19 protein-coding genes are annotated in these 17,576 nt (G+C 66.2%); 16 read left to right on the plus strand and 3 right to left on the minus strand.

Annotation, left to right across the window (positions count from 1 at the left end; all coding sequences use genetic code 11):
* Positions 1-143: 143 nt before the first annotated feature.
* Both ABZX37_RS06220 and ABZX37_RS06225 read right to left on the minus strand, forming a co-directional pair.
* The gene (locus tag ABZX37_RS06220; protein ID WP_344287400.1) at positions 144-362 is read right to left on the minus strand and encodes a DUF397 domain-containing protein; all 219 of its coding nucleotides are present in this window, start codon (positions 360-362) and stop codon (positions 144-146) included.
* Complete coding sequence (locus tag ABZX37_RS06225; RefSeq protein ID WP_344287398.1) at positions 355-1,242, minus strand: helix-turn-helix transcriptional regulator; 888 nt, start codon at positions 1,240-1,242, stop codon at positions 355-357. Before ABZX37_RS06225 ends, ABZX37_RS06220 begins: the two co-directional genes overlap by 8 nt.
* Before the next feature lie 1,396 nt (positions 1,243-2,638).
* Here ABZX37_RS06225 and ABZX37_RS06230 point away from each other — a divergent pair.
* The 11 genes from ABZX37_RS06230 to ABZX37_RS06280 all read left to right on the plus strand — a co-directional run bounded on the left by ABZX37_RS06230 (position 2,639) and on the right by ABZX37_RS06280 (position 12,875).
* Entirely contained in the window at positions 2,639-3,151 is a 513-nt protein-coding gene (locus tag ABZX37_RS06230; RefSeq protein ID WP_354736540.1) for a hypothetical protein, read from the plus strand.
* A gap of 697 nt (positions 3,152-3,848) precedes the next feature.
* The gene (locus ABZX37_RS06235; RefSeq protein ID WP_354736715.1) at positions 3,849-4,094 is read left to right on the plus strand and encodes a helix-turn-helix domain-containing protein; all 246 of its coding nucleotides are present in this window, start codon (positions 3,849-3,851) and stop codon (positions 4,092-4,094) included.
* Positions 4,091-4,531: an NUDIX domain-containing protein gene (locus ABZX37_RS06240; protein WP_354736542.1), complete on the plus strand. Its 441-nt coding sequence runs from the start codon at positions 4,091-4,093 to the stop codon at positions 4,529-4,531. Before ABZX37_RS06235 ends, ABZX37_RS06240 begins: the two co-directional genes overlap by 4 nt.
* A 191-nt stretch (positions 4,532-4,722) precedes the next feature.
* The gene (locus tag ABZX37_RS06245; protein WP_354736544.1) at positions 4,723-5,526 is read left to right on the plus strand and encodes a hypothetical protein; all 804 of its coding nucleotides are present in this window, start codon (positions 4,723-4,725) and stop codon (positions 5,524-5,526) included.
* Positions 5,527-6,206: 680 nt separating this feature from the next.
* Positions 6,207-7,154 (plus strand): hypothetical protein, encoded by a 948-nt coding sequence (locus tag ABZX37_RS06250; protein WP_354736546.1) that lies wholly within the window; start codon positions 6,207-6,209, stop codon positions 7,152-7,154.
* A complete protein-coding gene (locus ABZX37_RS06255) occupies positions 7,154-7,540 on the plus strand; it encodes a hypothetical protein (RefSeq protein ID WP_344287388.1) in 387 nt (128 codons plus the stop codon). Before ABZX37_RS06250 ends, ABZX37_RS06255 begins: the two co-directional genes overlap by 1 nt.
* Positions 7,541-7,543: 3 nt before the next feature.
* A complete protein-coding gene (locus ABZX37_RS06260) occupies positions 7,544-8,521 on the plus strand; it encodes a Scr1 family TA system antitoxin-like transcriptional regulator (protein ID WP_354736548.1) in 978 nt (325 codons plus the stop codon).
* A gap of 86 nt (positions 8,522-8,607) precedes the next feature.
* Positions 8,608-9,168 carry a helix-turn-helix transcriptional regulator gene (locus ABZX37_RS06265; RefSeq protein ID WP_350564753.1) on the plus strand — a complete coding sequence of 187 codons (561 nt, stop codon included), beginning with the start codon at positions 8,608-8,610 and terminating at the stop codon, positions 9,166-9,168.
* A 335-nt stretch (positions 9,169-9,503) separates the two neighbouring features.
* A complete protein-coding gene (locus ABZX37_RS06270) occupies positions 9,504-9,803 on the plus strand; it encodes a hypothetical protein (protein WP_354736550.1) in 300 nt (99 codons plus the stop codon).
* 508 nt (positions 9,804-10,311) lie between these two features.
* Positions 10,312-11,541 carry an MFS transporter gene (locus ABZX37_RS06275; RefSeq protein WP_354736552.1) on the plus strand — a complete coding sequence of 410 codons (1,230 nt, stop codon included), beginning with the start codon at positions 10,312-10,314 and terminating at the stop codon, positions 11,539-11,541.
* A 113-nt stretch (positions 11,542-11,654) separates the two neighbouring features.
* On the plus strand, positions 11,655-12,875 hold the full coding sequence (locus ABZX37_RS06280) for a GGDEF domain-containing protein (protein WP_344287378.1): 1,221 nt from the start codon (positions 11,655-11,657) through the stop codon (positions 12,873-12,875).
* Here the strand turns inward: ABZX37_RS06280 and ABZX37_RS06285 are convergent.
* Complete coding sequence (locus ABZX37_RS06285) at positions 12,872-13,264, minus strand: winged helix-turn-helix transcriptional regulator (protein WP_344287376.1); 393 nt, start codon at positions 13,262-13,264, stop codon at positions 12,872-12,874. The genes ABZX37_RS06280 and ABZX37_RS06285 overlap by 4 nt on opposite strands.
* A 349-nt stretch (positions 13,265-13,613) precedes the next feature.
* Between ABZX37_RS06285 and ABZX37_RS06290 the strand changes: the two genes are divergently transcribed.
* The 5 genes from ABZX37_RS06290 to ABZX37_RS06310 all read left to right on the plus strand — a co-directional run bounded on the left by ABZX37_RS06290 (position 13,614) and on the right by ABZX37_RS06310 (position 17,556).
* Positions 13,614-14,489 carry a hypothetical protein gene (locus ABZX37_RS06290; protein WP_354736555.1) on the plus strand — a complete coding sequence of 292 codons (876 nt, stop codon included), beginning with the start codon at positions 13,614-13,616 and terminating at the stop codon, positions 14,487-14,489.
* Positions 14,490-14,528: 39 nt separating this feature from the next.
* Positions 14,529-15,170, plus strand: coding sequence for a methyltransferase (locus ABZX37_RS06295; RefSeq protein WP_354736557.1), 642 nt, complete (start codon positions 14,529-14,531; stop codon positions 15,168-15,170).
* Positions 15,171-15,238: 68 nt separating this feature from the next.
* Positions 15,239-15,799, plus strand: coding sequence for a hypothetical protein (locus ABZX37_RS06300; protein WP_354736559.1), 561 nt, complete (start codon positions 15,239-15,241; stop codon positions 15,797-15,799).
* A gap of 437 nt (positions 15,800-16,236) precedes the next feature.
* A complete protein-coding gene (locus ABZX37_RS06305; protein ID WP_354736561.1) occupies positions 16,237-16,782 on the plus strand; it encodes a hypothetical protein in 546 nt (181 codons plus the stop codon).
* A 168-nt stretch (positions 16,783-16,950) separates the two neighbouring features.
* Complete coding sequence (locus ABZX37_RS06310) at positions 16,951-17,556, plus strand: SAF domain-containing protein (RefSeq protein WP_354736563.1); 606 nt, start codon at positions 16,951-16,953, stop codon at positions 17,554-17,556.
* Positions 17,557-17,576 lie beyond the last annotated feature (20 nt).

Consider the following 17,576-nt stretch of genomic DNA (forward strand, 5'->3'; position numbering starts at 1 on the left):
GCGGTTGGCTTGCATCGGGCGTATTGCACACCACGAACCACAGCCGAAGTTCAGGCTCGAACAGCTGCTGCCGCGGCCACCGACGCTGGACAGTTCCAAGCTCGTCCTAGGCGGCGCGGCGTGCCGCGTCGGCGGCCGGAGGGTCAACCGTCTCCGTCCGTCTTCTGTCGGATCGCAGCGAGCAGACCTGGCCAGTTGTCCCAGGGAATGGCCAGCATGCCGCCCTTTGGGTCTTTGCTGTCGCGCAGGAACACCTTTGCTTCTCCGAAGGCTACTTCCACGCAGTTCGTTTTTTCCAGGTCGTTGCCGGAGTAGGTGCTCGTGAACCACTCAAGCCGAGCCTCGCTGTCAAGATCACGCATCGCTCGTCAGCACCCCGATCTGTTGGCGGATAAAGGAAGCCGTCTCATCCGGCGACAATGCGGGTCCTTTCCACTGCAGTTCACCCGTTTCACGCGAGAGACCCGCGGCATTGTCGAAGACCTTCGCGAAGCGTTGCACATCGTCTGGGTTGTCCACCACGCTGGCTCCTGCCTGGTACTCGAAGTACACCCACGACGGCACGCCCGGTTCATAGTCAACGAGCGTGAGTCCTCCGGTCGCCGCACCGTAGTCGCCGGCTTCCTTGGGCACGACCTGGAGTGTCACGTTCGGCTGCTGCGCGAGCCTGTCGAGGTGTTCGAGTTGAGCCAGCATGACCGAAGGCTCGCCCACGACACGCGTCAGACAGATTTCGTCCAGAACCGCGTGGTACCAGAGGGGTTTCCGACACTGGTGGTCAAGTCGCACTTGTCGCTGCTTCCGGACCGCTATCGCGCGCCGGGTCGGGTCTCCAAGGGCCTGCGCTAGGGCCATCATGTACCGCTCGTCTTGCATCATGCCGGGGATCAACGTCGTTGCGAGTTCCCGGAGCCCTGTCGCGTCACCGGTCTCGTGCACCAGTCGCCGAAATGCAGCCGACGCGCCCTTAGGCAGGCTGACCGGCTTAGGCTCGTTCTTCGCCGCCTGGTAGAGGCCCCACGCATCCTCCATCACCGGATCTCCGGCGGAGACTCCCACGAATTCGAGGATCGTCTTGATCATGGGCCAGGACGTCTTCAATTCCCCAAGTTCGTATCGGCTGACGCTGGACGGAGCCTGATCGACATGCGTGGCGACTTCATCGACCTTCTTGCCGGATGCCTTTCGGGCACTGCGCAGCAGGCTTCCAAGTTCACGGGTTGTGCGGGTGGAAGTCGCCATGTGCTGAGCATACAGTCCGCGCACGTGCGCGGACTCGCCAAGAGTGCTCGTCCGGCGCTGCTGCTCGGCCGAGCGCCGCACGTTCGACTACCTGAGGTTAGCGAACCCGCCTTCGCTCCCCGAATCGGGTCCCTGACCTGCATAGAACGTCCGAGCTGATCAACGAATCGGCCCAGTGGAGGCACTCGCGAGCCATGCGCGGCCCTGAACGGGTGACCGCTGGCGGTACCGCATTTGCACCGCACTTCCCGCACGTGCGTCGTTCGCGCTTGATTCACGCACGTGCGCATGTCTACGGTTCATGTGTTCGCCGGATGACGCGCAGTAAGCGGTGCGACACGTTGTAAACGGACGTGAGCATCAATCGGCATCCGACAATGTTCGCTTCCCGCTTTGCCGATTCTGGAGTCAAACGCGGACGCGCCGATAGCCGCTTTTCGAGGGGGTTGAACGGATGAATACGGAAGCTGCCTGGGAACTTAGCTCGGCGTTGGCGGCGGTGCGCGACATGCAGTGCACAGTAGTTGTCGATACGACGGCGGGGGTTGGTCCCGCGCGGCGTGTGCTGGGGGAGTTCATCCGAGAACGCACAAGAATCGCGATCGCCGGACCGTGTACTACCGCCGTCTCGCTGGAGATTCCCGTCATTCTTGCCTGTCTCGGAATGCCCAGCTTTCGAGTCGCGCTCTACTGGGCCTTTGCGAGATCTCCCGGGCAGGCAAGCAGCGGCCCCATCGACGCGCCGCGTGTTCCGAGGAGGCCTAGCCAAATGCATCCTCGCAACCTAGCGGAGATCTCGTGAGGTCAAGGCCTGCTGGTCTCTCTTGAGGCATTGCGGCCACCCCGGGGCGTCGGTAGTCGACGGCGCGAGCGTCCCAGGGGATATCGGCGGCGGACGGGCGAGGTCGAGCCCGACGGCGTGCACCTTCTGCCCCGCAGCAGAACGCCCGGGCGCCCTCGCCCGCCTGCCGCCCCATAGCCGCGGTGGAGGCGGCTGGCCCCGACCAGTTGCCTCCACCGCGTTCCACCCCGATTGAGAGGTGTCCGGAATGGCCGGACCAGTTCAACGCCTGTGGACCACGCCCTATACGTGCGGGCGGGACGGCCTGCAGCACGAGATTACCGATGAGGCGTTTCAGGCTGCGCACGAGCGCGGAGTCCCTCTTGTCGCCGTCTGCGGTCGCCAATTGGCATGCTCGCTTGCCATTTCGGCCCCCGGGGCCAGGTGCGCGGCGTGCGTCCGAATCGTTGAACGGTCCCGTGCGCGACAGTGCGAGAAGCAGCGGGCCGTTCTGGTCCTCGTCCAGGGCGGGCGGGAGGGGCGGCATCGCCGACCCCGGTCGGTTCGCTGGCCTCACCGCGTTCACGGGCGAAGCCAGCACTCCCGGAGGGCATCATGAACAACAGTGACAGGCCAGCACAAACCGACGTTGCACACGAGTCCGCCGCGCCGAATGCTGACGGCGGTCTGGACCGCGCCGCGAAGGCCGATGCGAAGTTCCGCAATGTCCTCGGCAGGGTGTTGCGTTCGGTACGCGAAGGCCGGGGGTTCAGCTGGAGCGGCTCGGCTCCTGCGATGGGCACGGGGGCCACCGCCTCACACGAGTTCGGAACTCGCGCTTCGACGGTCGCCCGATTCACGTTGTACTGCAACGTTCGGGGGCTGTCTCCCAGTCGCATGGTCGATCGCGCCTACGGGGAGAAGACCGCCGATGGCACGGCGGTCCTGGGCCTGGCCGAGCTGGCCCGGTCCGGGTATCTGCTCGCATGTTGGGCTGAGAGTCGGTTGGGGGAGCCTCTCCTGTGCTCGATGCGCAGGCTGCCGGTTCCTCTTACCGCGCAGGGCAGTCTGGCTGAAATGTTCGAGCACGACAGGGGCCAGGTTCTCGCCGGCCTGAAAGCAGCCTGACGTGTCCGGGGACAACTCTCCTGCGTCCTCTTACAAGGTGTGCCTTGCACTCTGGCCGTTCGCATTTCGCCGCGAAGCAGTCATGCACAAGGTTCCCCTGCGGCTCCTCTTGCTCCTGTACAGAGGGCGCATGTGGCTCGGGATGAGCGAATGCGGCGTCACCTGCATTGCCGACAAAGAGCCGCCTGACGAACTCAAACCGATGTGGTGCATCAAGTGTTTCCCGGCGGGGACCGTGCCCGTATCGAAAACGAGAGGAGTCATCAGCCGTGAGCGACCGGCCCCGTACCGTCCAGGCTGCAGCAGGAATTCCAGCAGGACGCGAAGAATCCCCAGTCGCAGAGGAGGACGAGATGTGTCTGCTCTCCGTGCCCCGTCACCGTCCCCTGCACGACTGGATCGCCACCCGGACCGCATGGCCGGTCGACGACGTCGACATCCTGCCGGTCGACCGCTAGCGACGAGAGTCCCAGGCGGGACAACGTGATGACGGCGGACATCTCTCGGCGGATTCCGACAGTCGGAAGCACGGCCACCGGACACCAAACGGCGTCCGGACAGGCCGCAGGACTCCGAATCTGTCCGTAGCGGGACGTCAGGCAGCAGTCCAGCGCGCGACATGAACACCTGAATCCAACTGGCCAAGGTAACAAGGCAGTAAGGAAAGGCGGACACCGTGACACCGCCAGCAGTCAGCATCAAGGGGCGTCGGATAACCGGGCCCGCCCGGGACAAGATACGCGAAATACTGAAGACGAAATACGAGAAAGGCGCGACTGTTCGTGCGCTGGCCGAGGAATGCGGGCGCTCGTACGGTTTCGTGCACCGGGTTCTGGCCGAGTCCGGAGTCCAGATGCGCGGTCGGAGCGGGCGGGTCCGCACGGCGCGCAGGGCCGCGCCGATCGGCACCGGCCCTCAGCATTCGATGGGACATCCGCTGTGAACAACAACACCCGCTACACGCCAGGGCCGCGAGTTGGGGCGTATGCCCTTATCGGCCGCGGCGAGGACATCCTGTTCATCACCGACGACACCGGCGCGTTTGTTTTGCCGGGCGGGCCGGTCCGCGACGGCGAGCCCGTCGAGCACGCCCTCCGCCGCACCGTGCGCGACCAGATCGAGGCAACGATCACCGGACTGCGCTTCTGCTCCGTCGTCGAGCACAGGACAGTCGACGGCCGTCCCTGGTCGTCGTCCGAGCTGGCGTTCCTGTTCGACGTGACGCTCGCCGACACCGACAGTATCGCGGCTCGCCGGCCTCATACGCTCCGATGGGCGGGCGAGGCCGAGGTCGCGTTGCTGCGCCCCGCGGCGATCGCGGACGGGCTCGCCGCCGGAGACCTGTACGCCGACGTTCCGTGGCGGGCGTGGACACCATGATCTGGCCCCACTTCACCGCGATTGACGGCCGAGACCAGTCCCCGGGCAGCGATGACGAGTTGCCGCACGCGGAACCGTCTCTTGCTTTGACCCACGACTCAGGGCAGGGCACCGGGTTGCCCGCAGCCGAGCACCTGGGAGAAGCCCAGATGAGGTCACGTCCGGCGGCACGGAGCAGTCGGTGCTTTGCCGTGACCGACGTCCCGCCGGACATGGCCGAGCTGATCGGGTGCAGCGACGAGGAGCTGGAAAAGTTGGTGCTTGCCAACCTCGGCCCGGACGCGGCCGGACTGTGGGAGGCCCTGATCGTCCCGCCGCTGCTCGGCCGTGTCCGGAACATCTTGATCGCGACACAGCACAGGGTCGACACCGACCTCCGCACGCGGCGATCGAGGCGCAACGAACGACGCGGCAAATTGGGCCTCGACCTGTCCTCGCACTACGAACAGCGATACGGCCAGTGGCGTGCCCGCGTCGCAGTGTTCAAACGCCTCGTCGAAACGAGGCTGGCCCAGACACGCGCCGCCGTGGCCGACGAGAACCACCAGGCATCCATCCTGAACGACAGGCACCGCAACGTCGTGCGGAGGCTCGCCCAAGCCATCGACGACCACCGCCGCGCCCTCGGCAGGGCGCTCGACCCCGAGCCGGCCGATCGAGCGCTGTGGCGGATGCTCGACGACGTCACCGTTCCCCTGGGACCGCACGGGGTTCCGGTCCCCGTCCGCGACATGCTCGACACGTACTGGTCGCCAAAGCGGAACCGCCCGAACCCGACCCCCAACCCGTTCTCCGCCGCGGACAGCGACGGCGCTGTCCTGCAGGACAACCCGCCCGCAGAACACAGGCAGAAGGGCGCAGCCATGGACACCGCCGCAACCGGGGACGACAGCCGGAACACGACGGAGCCCCCAGCGCCCTGGCCGGACGACCTGGAGTCCTTCGCCGACTCCGTCCAGCCGACCACGAAACCGGCACAGGACACGGAGAACTAACACTCCCCGCCGTCCGGATGCCGCCCGCCGACCTGATACCCGTTCCGATCCTGCGTGGACCGTCGGACCGGCACGGGGCCCTCGGCCGCCAGCACACGGGAGTGCCTTTAGGAGGAAAGGGGGAGGCGAGAAACCGTTGCACACACTGGAAGAGACCGCCGGGACCCCCGTCCCGCGCGCCGAACACGATGCCCCGGCACAGGCATCACGCGCGCACCGAACATCAACAGAGACCACCAGGACTCGCATGAGTCCGCCGAGCGCCTGCCACTGCGGACTGCGCTCCTTGTCCCAGGAAACCAAGACGGAGACAGCGGCCGGCCGCACCGCAACCAGGACGGTCCAGCTCGCCTACCTTGAGGTCACCAACGGCCACAGTTCGACCGGCCGGACGTTCAACAGCCACCACAAAGACTTCTGCACCAACAACTTCGAAGAACCCGCCCCCGCCCTCGATTGCAAATGCGGACTCTACCGCCTCTGCGACGCGGCACAAACGGTCACAGCCGTGTGGTCTCGCACGACCGACACGGCGACCGGGTGGAACACCACAGAACTGACCACCAGAAGGCACGGACTCATCGAATGCCCGACCAGCACACGCCGGAGCTGCCGCTGATGCCGGACCGCACAAACGGCACTCCACCACTGACGCAGCGCGACGACCACAGGACCCAGCCGTGAGAGACCACACCGAACCGCCGACATGGCGACGACTCTACGACGCTCCCGGATTCGTCCACGAAACAGTCGACCACCGCGGACACACCTGGCGGATGTGGTTCGCCGACACCGACGCGCCCGGCGACCCTCATCCCCGAGGATGGCGGCTGGCCCCGCTCGCCACGCTCAACCAGGCCGCGTTCGTCCCGCACACCGGAGACGGCCGGGAGTTCGACACCGCCGCCGAGCTGATCGCCGCAGACGAGGCCGCGCGCGACCTCCGCGACCACACCAGGGCCCGACGGACTGCCGGAGAACGTCCCCCAGCGCAAGCACGCATCCAGCTGCTGGACGAAACCGCGCCGACCAGCCTGCACCTGCACCTCCCGGGTCGGCAGCACGCCGAAGCCGTCGCGATCACGTTGAACCAGGACACGGGCGTGCTGGCCGCGCGCATCTTCGACGACACGCTGCCGGACCGGACCATCTCGTGGGCGATCCCGTGCGTGACCACCGCCGCCGCGAACCGCGTACTGCAGGACGTCGCCAGGCTGGTTCCTCCGCTGCTCGCCGCCGTTCCCGCCGAGCCGTACCGCGTCCACATCCCCGCCGAGCGCGCGCACCGCCGGATCCGCGCACACCTCGCCTCCGCGTTCTCCGACCACGACCTGGTGCTCGGCATGTACGCCGGCGAATGGTTCGAGAAAGACCCCGCATCCTCCGGGATCACTGCCGCAACCCGAGACGACGAACTGGCCAAGTGGGCCACGGCATACGAGAAGAAGGTCGCGTCAGGACGCTGGCGGCGGTTCTTCCCGCAAGGCTTGGACATCGGCAAGTGCCGGTACGTGGTGCTCCGCGGCACCCGCCTGTGGGCCAGCACGCACCGCGACCTGTTGCGCGAGCGGTCTCACGCAGCTCGACATCCGCCGTCGCGGGATCGTGCCGAGCACCGGCTGCTGTGATGCCGGCCCACACCCCTGAGCGGCAGGCCCGCAACCAGAAAATGGCGCAGGACTACCGGGACGGCAAGACGATCACGGCGATCGCCGCTGCCTACGGGCTGTCGCTGAGCTGGACCGGCCGGATCCTCCGGCAGGAGGGCGTCGCCATGCCTCCCATGCAACAAGGGGTGAAACGCGAACTCAATGTCGCGCCAGTCGTCCGCGACTATCAGCGCGGAGCCACCATCCAAACAGTCGCGAGCACCCACCACGCCTCATACGGCACGATCCGCCGACTGCTCCTGCGCGAGAAAGTCGCCATCCGGCCCCACGGCGGCCAGAACGCGATCACCCCCGTGACACGGGTGATAGCAGCCTCCGCCGGCCGAAGGAGGCGAAAACGGTAGGCCGTGCCTCCACTGCACTGGTCCGTACAGGTCCGACGTCGACAGCAGCACGAGAACATGGACTTATTCGTGACGAAGAGCCACAACGCATCTCAGCCGTCGCCGCGGCACCTGTTGCTCGGTGCCGTCCTGCACGCACAACGCAGCAAGGCCGAGATGACTCTGCGCGAGGTGGGGGATCTGATCCACAAACACCACTCGCAAATCGCGCAGTGGGAACTCGGCGTGCGCAAGCTCGACGCCGAGCACGTGGGAGGAATCCTCTGCGCTCTGGCCGTCTCCCCTGACGACCACGCCTACATCTCCGGCCTCGCGAGGACCACTGACCCCAGCGTGGTCATCCTCCAGCCGGCACACCACCGCCATCATGCCGAGGCGCGGAAACACTTCACCCAACTCGCCATGTCTTTCGCGGACTACCACCCGACGCTGATACCCGTCTCCGTGTGGACATCCGACTACGCACGCGCCGTCCTGAAAGATCACGGCGCGTCCCCCGGAGAGATCGGGGAGTTTGTCAACGCCCAGGCGGCACAGCGACGGCTTCTGCGGACCCCAACTAGGGATTCACGCAGGAAACAGGTCGAGGTCTTCGTCGGCGAACCCGCTCTGTCCGGGCCCGTCCCGGCACCGAACATCGTCTTGGGCCAGCTCCGATTCCTGCGCGCGCTGGGAAACGCGACTCGCATGGTCAGGGTGCGCGTCCTTCCGTCGGAGATCTGCTCCCGGCCCTCGCTGCGGGATCCATTCACCTGCTACGAGACATCCGCGGGTCCTGTCGCCTACTTCGCACACCACAGCGCCGGCGTCTTCGCGCCCGACAACGGGGCCTACCAGCGGTTGACCGCAGACCTGCGCCTGCTCGCGTTGTCCACGACAGCGTCCCGACGGGTGATCGACGACCGCATCCAGGAACTCGACGCACCCGTGCCGGCGACAGAAGCCTCCTGTACACCCAAAGCGAGCGAGGCCCGCTCGTGACACGCGAGCCGACACCCGCCTCCACCGTCGGTGATACATGCACACCGGACGCTGCTGGCGAACCGCCCGAGACAGCGGGAGCTTTCGTGCGCAGGCACCGTCAGGCGTTGAAACTCAGCATCGACGGCCTGGCGAGGCGCTCCGGCATCAGCGCCTCCGCCATCGGAACCCTCGAACGGGGCCGCACCCCGCTGCGATCGCTGTGGAGCGCGGCCGCCTTGGCCTACGCCCTGAAAGCCGACCCGTACGCGCTCGCCGTAGCCGCGGGCCGTAGCTTCCCCACAGCCGAGGGCTCAGACCGAGACCAGGGACCCCGCCGCAGCGCCAGCGTGGCCGACATCGCGGGCTCTCGCCGGTCCGTGGCCCGTTTCGGTGAGGTGCTCTACCTGTGGCGCATCAAGCACAATCGCACTCTGGCCTACGTCGCCCGACTGTCGGGCACCGATCGCTTGCGGCTGTCGAGGATCGAACGCATGACCGCCGCGCCGTCGATACCCACCGTCGTGAAGATCGCCGACGGCTTGGACCTGCCGCGCACGGAGATGCTGGTCGTGGCCATGCGCGACCAGCTCTGCCGCAACCTGTACGCCCGCGAGGGCATGGTCTACGCACCACACGTGCGCGACCTGTACACCCGATCCAGGTGATGGCGGCGGCCAACCCCACACGACAGGTCTGCAGAGCCCACCACCGTCGAACCTGCGGACGACCGATCCCGTCCGGAGACTCGGCCTGAGCGGGCGGTCGTCGAGGCACGCTGCAGCACACGCGGATGCCCGGGAAGCGGCACAGCCGGCCGTCACGTGCCGAACACGCATCTCGCAGCTCCAGATCGATCACCTTGTGACGAACGGCCAATTTGACTTCAATATCGAACACATGTTCGGATTCGACTTGGGTCGACGACAACCGTGGACGGCCCGGCAACGTGGATGCGAGCAGGTGACCTGAAGTGAATGAGCGGCCGTCAACCGTGCGGAAAGTGGACCCGCCGGCTCCCGTCTGGGTGAGCGTGCGCAAGCTGCTCCCGCTGGGCACCGAGATCCTCGCGCCCCGCAACCGCGCCGGCCTGCGGATCGAGACCGAGCTTCCCGGCCTGCTGTTCGAATGGGCCCGTCGCGAAGACGGCGGCCTGCTTGGCTGGGTCACCTATCAACTCGTCACTGCCGACGACCAATGGTCACGTCCGGTCAGCCACTACGTACCGGCGCACCTGGTCCGTCGGCGAGGACCTGCCCGACGTCAGCAATTCGGCGACCGCCGACCTCGAACCCGCGGCTAGCGGCCAGCCGCGTCGCTGGAGTCCGATGCCCTGTCGTCACTACGGTTGATCTCGGGGCGAGCGCGCAACCTTGCGAAAGCTGTTGCACGGCATCAAGAACTCCTGGTCGCGTTGGCGAAACGAACTACGGCAGATGCGCACCGGCTGAGGCCTGACGGCAGTCGGAGCCGCTTTCAGTGCGGATCGGCAGCGAGTCCGCCACGCGGGCGGCTCCGGTCACGGCGATCTCGTTCTCGCGCCGGATCGACCATCCTGCGTTGTCGCTGCTCCGAACAAGTGAACGGGAGCGGCCCGCAAGTCACGGTCCGTACGCAGATTGATTCTTACGTGTGAACATCTCGCTGTTTGTGTCCACTTAGGCACGCTCCGGCATACCTTAATAGACCAAGATCTTCGGCCGGGGAGAGTCGTTGATCGGCTTGTGAGCTTCCGGGGAGGGGGCGAGCAGATGCAGTTTGGCGTACGCGGAAACTTCGCGGCAGTCCTGCGATGCGGCGAGTTCCGCACAATGTGGCTGGCGGAGACGTTCTCGGTTGCCGGGGATCAGCTTGCCCGGGTTGCCCTGGCCCTGCTGGTCTACGGTCGCACGAACTCTGCGTCTCTCACGGCACTGAGCTACGCGCTGACCTTCGCACCTGCGGTACTGGGCGGCTTTCTCCTGTCCGGCCTCGCGGACCGGTATCCACGCCGCACAGTGATCATCGTGAGCGACGTCATCCGGGGTTGCCTGGCGATCTCGATGGCGATTCCGGGACTCCCGTTGCCTGCGTTGTGGTGCCTCATCGGGCTGTTGACGTTGGCCGGCGCGCCGTTCAAGGCAGCCCAGTTGTCGCTCCTGCGCGACGTGCTTCCGAAACGGCAGTACCAGGCAGGCCTTGGGCTGCGACAGATCACTACGCAGATCGCGCAAGTCGTCGGTTTCGGAGTTGGCGGCGTGCTTGTCGTCGCGATCCGCTCCGAACCGGTGTTGCTGCTCAACGGCGCTACGTTCCTGCTGAGCGCGCTCGCCGTCTTGCTCGGTGTTCGATCACGTCCGGCGTCGCGGGCTGGCTCCGCCGCCGCGGAGCGGTCCGCTGCGGCTGTCGATGAGCGTCTCGGTCCGCGCCTCGTCGCGCCGGTGATCTTGATTTCGCTCACCGGCCTGTTGGTCGTTCCGGAAGGCGTTGCGGCACCGTACGCAGGCGCGCTCGGAGCGACTTCGTTCGCCGTCGGCTTGCTGATGGCAGCAGACCCCATTGGCAGCGTCTTGGGAGGGTGGTGGGCAAGTGGAGAGGACTCGCTGCCGTCCGCGCGGAGCGTAGTGATTCCGGCGATCGCGGCAGGTCTTCCGCTGCTGGCCTCGGCGGCGGTGCCGTGGTTGGTCGGGTCAGCGGTGCTGTGGGCCGTCTCGGGCGCGCTGTCGACGGTGTACCTGATTCGGCTGCAAGGAGTCGTCGCCGAAATCGTGCCGGACAGCAAGCGGGGCACAGTCATGGGCAGGATGAGCACTTGTCTGCAAACTTCCCAAGGGGCGGCGATTGTCGTCGCCGGTCTCGCCGCTGACCAGGTGGGACCAGTGGCCACCGTGGCAGCGTCGGGGCTGACGGCGTCTGTGCTTGCTCTTGGTGCGGCGATCGTCTGGAAGGGGGCTCGTCCGCGCCAGGTGAGATCTGCCGAGGACGAGCCCGCGTCAGGAGCGCGAAAGCTGTCACCAGTCCTTGTTGCGCATGAAACCCCCTCCCGGGACATCCGGCTTTAGGAAGGACCGAGCCTGGGACAAGTCGTAAAAGCCGCAGCCCTCCCCATGGGAACGGAAGCGAGTTCAGTATGCAACGTGTAACCGATTCAGGGCAGTCTCGCGGTCTGAGCCGGGTGAACAGTTGGCCGATCTGGTCACTTCCCGTGCGTGTCCGCGCGCTCGTGGTGACCGTGGTGCTGGCGGCGACGGCAGTTCTAGTCGCCGACTCAGTGTCCGCGCGAGTGACGTTCCACGACATGCGCAGTTGCCTTGTTCTCGTCGGTCTCGGGATCGTCGCGGCCGAAATGGGTCGCCAGGTCGAGCGTCGCCGTCGCCGGTTCGCTGATACCCCGCACGTGAACTTCTCGTCGGTCTGGACACTGGCTGCAGCATTGATTCTCCCCGGAGTGCTCGCGTTTGCCGTCGTAGTCGTGCTTTACCTGCACTTGTGGCTGCGGAGTTGGCGCGGCATCTCAGGTATCCACATGCACCGCACGTTGTTCAGCGCCTGCAACGTGATCTTGTCCTGCCACATCGCGGCCTGGTGCGCGCGCGGCTTGCTCGTCGTTCCGATCGGACCTGACCGCGGAGTCTTCAGCCTGCTTGGCGCGGCCTCGGTGGTGGCGGTCTACTTCACGGTCAACTCAGTCGTGGTCGGTACTGTCATCAGGCTGTCGTCGGGCAAATGCTCGCGGAGGCGGCTGATCGGACGAGCGGATGAAAACCTGCTCGAACTGGCGACGCTGTGCATGGGGGTCGTCGCGGCTGCGCTGCTCACGTTGGCTCCGTGGCTGGCCGCCTTCTTGTTCTTCCCCTTGTACGCACTGCATCGTTCCGCGTTGGTCCGGCAGTTCGAGCAGGCGGCTACCCGTGACCCGAAGACTGGGGTCCTCAATGTCGCCAGCTGGCGGGCGCTGGCGGAGAGCGAGCTTAGGCGGGCGCAGAAGGTAGGCGGGAATCTCAGCCTCCTGCTGATCAATGTGGATCAGTTCGCTCTGGTGAATGTCGTACATGGCGAAGTCGTTGGCGACAGAGTTCTCAAGGCGGCCGGAGCGGCGATTAGTTCGGTCGTCCGGAACAAGGACCTGTGCGGACGGCTCGGCGGAGACGAATTTGTCGTGATGCTTCCGGGTTGCAGCGGGGAACAAGTCCTCTCGATCGCGCACCGAATTCGCGAAAGTGTTGCGACAATTGACGCTAGGTCCACGTCCGAACAGTCGATCCAGATCACTGTTTCGATCGGTGCCGCTGCGTCCCCTGCGGCAGGAACGGACCTCGACGACTTGCTTCGTGCTGCCGACAATGCCCTGTTCGCAGCAAAGGACGGCGGCCGCAACCGGGTGGTTATCGGCTAGTCAGGGGACGTGGTCTCGTCCTCCATTGCGGCGATGACCTGCCGCTGAGCAGCCCAGCTGGCAAGCGGCCTCAACATGCTCAGCAGCTCCTTGCCGTCCGCACTGAGCCGATACCAGACCTTGGTGAACTTGTCGCCCGCGCCGCGACGCTCGACCAGGTGATTGGCTTCCAGCCTCCGCAGATGGTCGCTCAGCACCTTCGAGGTCAGCGGCTTCGTGTGACTGGTCCAGCCCAGCCGTTCCTCTGCCTTGTTCACCTCGTCCCGAAGCTCGGAGTAGTTCCGCTCCCCGACCGCGAGCGTAGCGATGATCGCGACGGTCCACTGCCCTTCTAGGAGAGTCAACAGGTCATGAAGGCTCCGACGGTAGGACGCGTTCCAGTCGCTCATTGTTCGGTGCTTACACGATCACGGCACCCCGTGCCACTACGCCGCAAATCCGGGAGACCAGGACCGTGAACATTGGACTGAACGGGTGACAATCCGTCGTGCAACTTCAAAGTCGCACGGGTACTTACGTTGCGGTCGCACGAGGTCAGTGAGCTAGACCTGTGACTCACCGGGGGACAACGGCCCCTGGGGACGGAAGCAGCGAGGTGCCCGGCTGCTGAACCGAGTCGGGCCCCTCGCGTCCACAACGATCCCCGACCTCGCTCGACGCACCGGAAGGCTTGCCACCGGTAAGCCATCACCGGAAGCGCGGCGGACAGCTCACTGGCCGACTTGATGAGGAGACCCTATGGCGTGCAGCAACCCACCCGCGTCGGCCGGACCAGTGCGTACCGCAACGTTCCCGGACGGGCCGGATTCTGTGCTTCTAAACCCCGATATCTCGGACTCCAGGCTGCGCGGAGAACGTATCCGCACCGCGCTCAGCCGGGAAATCGTTCTAACGTGTCTAGGCAGTGCGCTCGGTACGGCCCTCGCGCTGGTAGCCGGCCTAAATGTGGTTCTGGTCTGCGTAGGTGTCGTCATATTCGGACTGAGCGTGGTTGCTGGCTTGGACTGCGCCGCCCGCTTGATGACCGACCACCGTCACGGCGCTGCACATCCATGTCGGCTGGACCGCGTCCGGGGAGAGTTCTTCTTTCGGAGTCGTGACTTCAGCGAACTCGGCGAGGCTTACCACGCAGCGCGGATCCTGATCGCAGGGGTAGACGAGTTGCACCGCAGTCCGGCACGAGCCTGGATCGATCCAACAGTCCCGCACAAGGTGCACCAGCTCGTATGGCAGGCGTTGTGCTGCCTAGACCGGACGCGGGCAGCTCGCAGTCTCGCCGACGAACTGGCAGCTGATTCCGCGGCCGGCGACCTGGCCGTCGCGGCTCGCCGGTCGGTTGGCGTGGTCGACGGTGCCCTCCGCGAGGTCGTACAGCACGTGAACGCTTGCCTTGTGCTGATCCGGGAATGGGAAGCCAAGCTTCAGCGCTCTGACCTGGTCAGCCTCACCGACCGAACGCTCGCAGCGCTGCCAGTCGATGCCGACGTTCGCCGCCTGTCGGAATTCGCGGAGATGTTGCCACAGAACATATTCGCCTACGTCACCGCAGCGCGAGACGTCCTCGGTGCCGGAGCTTTCCCGTGGGAGCAGCACTCATCGCGTTACGGCGGATAGAAGGGTTCACGATGATGCAAGGACACGCGGGAGTGCCTAATGATGTTGATTCCGGTGACCGTTGTCGGCGCAGCGAGCATCGTTGCTGGACCGCTCTTGTTGAAAGCCGCAGAACGAACAACCGGTATGGCTATGGCGGCTGGCCGGTCTACGCGCGCCGCATTGGCCGCGGGGCTTTCGGTGGCGACGGCGGCCCTCTGCTGGATCGGGCTTTTCCAGTTCGGCACGACGCCGGTCTGGCTGGCTTGGTGCTGGGCATGCGCGCTCGGCCTCGGCTTGGCACTCACCGACGTGCGTTGTCGGAGACTGCCGTTTCCGATGGTGGCGGCGCTGGCGGGCGGAGGTGCTGCGTTCTTGCTCTGCGACACGATCATCGACGGAACCTGGCTTCGGTTCGGCTTCTCCTGCATCTCAATGGTTGCCCTGCTGGGGCTTGCTTTGCTGGTTCAGATGTCCGCACCGGACCACACTGGGGGCGGCGATACCGCTCTGTACGCCGCGCTTGGGCTCTATCTCGGGTGGTTCGGATGGGATGGCTTGCTCCGTGGCCTGCTAATCGCGAGCGGGTTCACCGCCCTCGTGGCGATCACGGTAGCGGTGTCGTCCAAGAGTATGAATTCGCGGTTTCCCGCCGGTCCGCCGCTGCTCGCTGGCTCGTTGATCAGCATGCTGTTGACGTAGGCGCACGGCGACCTTTGCAAGGGCAGGTCGGCCTGGGCATCGACATCGCGAACGTTGGGGAGGATCTTGTGAACAACTTCGGTGCTGGTCGGCAACGGCACGTCGTCCTGGCTGCGGCGGTCGCCATGCTGGTGGCGGGGTGCAGCGGCGGCGCCGCGCCGACGACGACGTCCTCGTCCAACATGCCGGCTCCGTCGCAGCCGCCCTCGGCACCGACGTCATCCGAGCCGGATCAACGGCAAGCGGTCGAGGCCGCCTATACGCAGTTCTGGCCGCGGTCGTTGGCTATTCCGAGCACGCCAGAGGCCACTTGGCAGGCCGCGATGGCAAAGCTCGCCGTGGACCCGCAGTTGTCCACGACCTTGGCGGGGATGCGCCGCAATAAACAGGTCGGCGTGAAGCCCTATGGAGACGTGACCACGCACATCAGCAGCGTCGAGGTTCACGGCGGCAAGGCGACGGTGATCGACTGCCAGGACGGATCGCGCTCCGGGCAAGCGGACGCTGCCACTGGCGATCGGAAGACCGTTGGTACGCCGCAGATTCCTATCCACGCACGGATGTCGCGCGACGCCTCGGATGGCCAATGGAAAGTCGCGGAGCTTGCATACCCAGGCGGGCCGTGCTGATGCGTACGCGGAAGGCACTGAGCTATCCGGCGTGTGTCCTCGCCGCTGTCATTGGCACAGTCGGTCTTGCCGACACGTCGTCGGAAGCTGCCCCGAGCCCGCCCGGCCCCACCGATGACGGGCAAGTGGTCGTTGTACCCAACAACACCGACCAGTTCGGCCAATACGCACCGCCGAGCATCGACATGCGCGCGCTGGATCAACGGGGTCAAGCACCTGTGCGGCCGGGTGGTCCCGGGAAGAAGTCGGCCGGTGACGGCGGCCAAGACCGGCAAGCCGCAGCGGGCTCAGGTAATTCTCCGGATTCGCAGGGACGGCTTCCGCCGGGTTGTTTTGTGGGCGGCTTCGGTGCCGGCGGCGCTCCGGGTGCAGGTCGGCCAGGCGGTAGTGCGTTCGGGATCCGGTGTCTCCCACCGCTTCCCGCGAACAACGTGCCGGTGCCGCCCGGTGACGCGCCTGCGCCCCCGCCGTTGCCGACTCCGGCGCAGTTGGCGGCGCAGGCGTTCGAGCAATTGCGGCTTCCCTTGCCAGTGCCGCGGCATTCACCGGATGTGCGGCTGCCGGACGGGCGGGACGCGACGATCGTCGGCGAGAACACCTGGGTGTGGACCGATCGCGAGGTGTGGCAGCCGGCGGTGCGGCGAGTTCAGGTTGGGCCGGTGTGGGCGGAGGTGACCGCGACTCCGGCGGGCATGACGTTCGACTCGGGCACGGGTGGATCGGCGTCGTGCGCGGGGCCGGGCACGCCTTACGAACGTTCTTTCGGCCTGCACGCTGCCAGCCCGGATTGCGGGATCGTCTACACCCGCAGCTCCGTCGGACAGCCGGGCGACCAAGTCCGTGCGCAGTGGGCGATCCAGTGGTCGGTCAGCTGGGTCGGATCAGACGGAACCGCTGATGTCGGCGGGGACTTCCCGCAGATGCAGTCAAGAGCCGGAGCCAGCTTCGCGGTCGCCGAGGTACAGGCTTTGCGCGCGAGGTAGCGCACAGGGAATTCATCAAACAAATCGCTGCATACAAGAAAGTCGCACTTCCGGAAATGAGTAAGGAGTTTCCCGGTGGGTACTGCTCTGTCTTTTTCACGACCACGCCAAGCGCGTGCCGACGACTCCGCACCCCATGAGCGGCTCCGGGATGGTGACGAGCCGCGGGTGCCGCGTCGGCGGCGGTGGTGGCTGCTCAGCGTCGCGGTCGTGCTGGCAGCCGGGGCCGCATTCGGCAACGTCTTCCTGATCGCAGGACAGGACGAACGGGTCGACGTCGTGGTGCTGACGCGGGACGTGGGCTGGGGCCAGCGGATCGGCGACGGTGATCTTGGCATCGCGAAAGCGGTTCCCGGCCAGGGACTGTCCGCGATTCCTGCCGCTGACCGCGCGGGCGTCGTCGGTCAGGTCGCGCGCTCCGCGTTGCCCGCCGGCAGCGTGCTCGCGCCTCGCCAGCTCTCTGCGCAGCCGATTCCTGGCCCTGGCGAGCGGCTTGTCGGGATCGCGGTGAAACCGGGACACCTGCCCGCCCGAGGCCTGTCGCCCGGCGATCTGGTCCAGGTCAGTCCGGTCGCGGGAGCAACCGGGTCCGACCTCGGGCAGCCGTCGGCGAGTGCTTCCGGACCGTTTCAAGCACGTGTGGTGGGCACCGGTCCGCCGGACTCGACCGGCGCGGTCACCGTCGATGTCGTCGTCGGGATGGATGCCGCGCAGGCCGCGACCAGCGCTGCCGCAGGTCAGGTCGTCGTGGTCCAGCTCGGGCCGAGTGCGTAGGAAGCGAATTCGTCTGGAAG

The sequence above is a fragment of the Amycolatopsis sp. NPDC004079 genome (assembly GCF_040610415.1).
GTDB lineage: Bacteria > Actinomycetota > Actinomycetes > Mycobacteriales > Pseudonocardiaceae > Amycolatopsis > Amycolatopsis halotolerans.

Excerpts from the sequence above, each read along its gene's own strand:
- ABZX37_RS06220 (WP_344287400.1), bottom strand. The coding sequence starts at position 362 with ATGCGTGATCTTGACAGCGAGGCTCGGCTTGAGTGGTTCACGAGCACC.
- ABZX37_RS06225 (WP_344287398.1), bottom strand. The coding sequence starts at position 1,242 with ATGGCGACTTCCACCCGCACAACCCGTGAACTTGGAAGCCTGCTGCGC.
- ABZX37_RS06230 (WP_354736540.1), top strand. The coding sequence starts at position 2,639 with ATGAACAACAGTGACAGGCCAGCACAAACCGACGTTGCACACGAGTCC.
- ABZX37_RS06255 (WP_344287388.1), top strand. The coding sequence starts at position 7,154 with ATGCCGGCCCACACCCCTGAGCGGCAGGCCCGCAACCAGAAAATGGCG.
- ABZX37_RS06275 (WP_354736552.1), top strand. The coding sequence starts at position 10,312 with ATGTGGCTGGCGGAGACGTTCTCGGTTGCCGGGGATCAGCTTGCCCGG.
- ABZX37_RS06285 (WP_344287376.1), bottom strand. The coding sequence starts at position 13,264 with ATGAGCGACTGGAACGCGTCCTACCGTCGGAGCCTTCATGACCTGTTG.
- ABZX37_RS06290 (WP_354736555.1), top strand. The coding sequence starts at position 13,614 with ATGGCGTGCAGCAACCCACCCGCGTCGGCCGGACCAGTGCGTACCGCA.
- ABZX37_RS06295 (WP_354736557.1), top strand. The coding sequence starts at position 14,529 with ATGATGTTGATTCCGGTGACCGTTGTCGGCGCAGCGAGCATCGTTGCT.